Origin of the sequence: Streptomyces sp. UH6 (assembly GCF_013421635.1) — a bacterium.
GTDB lineage: Bacteria > Actinomycetota > Actinomycetes > Streptomycetales > Streptomycetaceae > Streptomyces > Streptomyces abyssomicinicus.
In genome coordinates this window covers 1-2427 of sequence record NZ_JACADT010000866.1, presented here as the reverse complement: position 1 = coordinate 2427, position 2427 = coordinate 1, and the positions used below count along the sequence as shown (strand labels likewise).

The window sequence follows — 2427 nt, the reverse complement described above, 5'->3', positions numbered from 1 at the left end:
TGCTCGCTCGGGTGCTCCGCCGCGGCCGCCAAGGCCAGCAGGCCGTTCTCGTCGAGGCCGGACCCGGTCAGCGGCCGGACGGCGGTGACCCGCGGAGTGCCCTCGGTGAGGGTTCCGGTCTTGTCGAGCGCCACCGCGTCGACCTGGCCGAGCCGCTCCATGACCACGGCCGACTTCACCAGCACCCCGTGTCGTCCGGCGTTGGCGATGGCCGACAGCAGGGGCGGCATGGTCGCCAGGACCACCGCGCAGGGCGAGGCGACGATCATGAAGGTCATGGCCCGCAGCAGCGAGTCGCCGAGGTCCACGCCGAAGGCCAAGGGCACCAGGAAGACCGCGAGGGTCGCCACCACCATGCCCACCGAGTAACGCTGTTCGACCTTCTCGATGAACAGCTGGGTGGGCGCCTTGGTCCCGGACGCCTCCTCCACCATGCGCACGATCCGGGCGATCACCGTGTCGGAGGGGTCGCGCTCCACGCGCACGCGCAGGACGCCGGTGCCGTTGAGCGTGCCGGCGAAGACCTCGTCCCCCTCGGCCTTGCCGACGGGCAGGGGCTCGCCGGTGATGGTGGCCTGGTCGACGTCGCTCGCCCCGTCGAGGACGCGCCCGTCGGCTCCGACGCGTTCCCCGGGCCGGACGAGAATGGTGTCGCCGACCGACAACTCCCCGGCGGCGACGGTCTCCTCGCCGCCGCCGTCGTCGACACGCGTCGCCGTCGCGGGCGCGAGGTCCAGCAGCCCCCGCACGGAGTCGGCGGTCCTCGCCGTGGCCAGCGCCTCGAGCGCCCCCGACGTGGCGAAGATGACGATCAGCAGGGCCCCGTCCATGACCTGGCCGATCGCCGCGGCGCCGAGGGCGGCGACGACCATCAGCAGATCGACGTCGAGGGTCTTCTCGCGCAGGGCCCGGAGACCTTCCCAGCCGGGCTCCCAGCCGCCGGTCGCATAGGTCAGGGCGTAGAGCGGGCCCCATGTCCACGCCGGGGCGCCGGCCAGTTGCAGCGGCAGTGCGAGCAGGAAGAAGGCGGTGGCCGCCGCGGCCCAACGCGCCTCGGGCAGGGCGAGAACACGGGTGCGCCGCCGGGGCACACCGCCGTCGCGCTGACGGGCGGCCCGGTCCGCCGGGGCGGGAGCGAGGGTGGCGGTCATCGCAGTGGGGACCCTTCACGAAGGCAGGACGGGACGGCGGCCCCTCCTCAGGGGCGCCGCACCTCCCACCATACAGGATCACATGAACACCTATTCATGCATTCATGGGTTACCCTCACCGGTCCTCATAGGATGGGGCCATGGGCCACGGAGCTGAGACCAGGACCACCGCCACCGCACGCGAGCGCCTCGAAGCCGTGGGCGCCGCCGACGTGGCCGCCGCCCTCCAGGCCTTGGCGACCCCGTCCCGGCTACGGATCCTGGCCCGCCTCCAGGAAGGCCCGTGCGCCGCGACGGAGCTCGCGGACGCCGTCGGCATGGAGCAGTCCGCCTGCTCCCACCAACTGCGGCTGCTGCGCAATCTCGACCTGGTCACCGCCGAGCGCCGGGGCCGCTCGGTCATCTACGCCCTCTACGACAACCATGTGGCCGAACTCCTCGAGCAGGCCCTGCACCACGTGGAGCACCTGCGCCTGGGCCTGCGGGACGCACCGGCCGAGCCCTGAGGCCGACGCCCTGCGCCCGCGGCCCCCTGCGCCGACGACCCCTGCGCCCGGCACGGCGGTGTGCGGGCAGGAAGCCTCCTCACCTGCCGGAGTAGGGCAGCAGGGCCATCTCCCGCGCGTTCTTGACCGCCGCGGCGATCTGCCGCTGCTGCTGGGCGGTGACCCGGGTGACGCGGCGGCTGCGGATCTTGCCGCGGTCGGAGATGAACTTCCGCAGCAGGTCGGTGTCCTTGTAGTCGACGTAGGTGATCCCCGCCGCGTCGAGGGGGTTGGGGCGGGCCTTGAGCGGCTTGCGGGGGTCGTGGCGTCGTGCCATCGGGGTTGGTTCCTTTCGTAGGTGGGTGTCGCGGTGGGTCAGGCGGCGTCGAGGAGGGCGTCGAAGGCGCGGGGCAGGTGCTTCCACGCCTCACGGCCGGCCGCGTACTCCGCGTCGGTGAGCAGGCAGGACTCCAGGAGCCGCTCGAGGTTGTCCCGGTCGAGACCAGGTGAGGTGAAGACCAGGTGCTGGCAGCGGTCGCCATGCTCGTCGTGCCAGTCCAGGGCGGCGGCCGCCCGGCGCACGGGCGGCACCATCTCCCAGGCGGCGTCCGGCAGCGCGGCGAGCCACGGCCCGGTGCTCTCCACGCACAGGGCGCCGCCCGCGCAGTCCCAGGCGAGCAGGGTGTCGGGGCGGTCGGCGAGCCAGAACCGGCCCCGGCTGCGGGCGGCGGCGCAGCACAGGTCCTCGAGCGCCTCATAGAGGCGTTCGGGGTGGAAGGGCCGGTCGCGGT

General features: G+C 73.4%; 4 protein-coding genes. 1 reads left to right on the top strand and 3 read right to left on the bottom strand.

Going from position 1 to position 2427, the window contains the following annotated elements:
• On the bottom strand, positions 1 to 1151 hold a 1151-nt coding region (locus HW445_RS26895), incomplete at its 3' end, for an HAD-IC family P-type ATPase (protein ID WP_180223473.1).
• Between the two features lie 140 nt (positions 1152 to 1291).
• Between HW445_RS26895 and HW445_RS26890 the strand changes: the two genes are divergently transcribed.
• Entirely contained in the window at positions 1292 to 1657 is a 366-nt protein-coding gene (locus HW445_RS26890; RefSeq protein WP_180223472.1) for a helix-turn-helix transcriptional regulator, read from the top strand.
• A 79-nt stretch (positions 1658 to 1736) separates the two neighbouring features.
• Here the strand turns inward: HW445_RS26890 and rpsR are convergent, their stop codons facing one another.
• Both rpsR and HW445_RS26880 read right to left on the bottom strand, forming a co-directional pair.
• Complete coding sequence (gene rpsR / locus HW445_RS26885) at positions 1737 to 1973, bottom strand: 30S ribosomal protein S18 (protein WP_180223471.1); 237 nt, start codon at positions 1971 to 1973, stop codon at positions 1737 to 1739.
• 38 nt (positions 1974 to 2011) lie between these two features.
• Positions 2012 to 2427: GTP-binding protein (locus HW445_RS26880; protein WP_180223470.1), on the bottom strand; the 416-nt coding region annotated here is incomplete at its 5' end.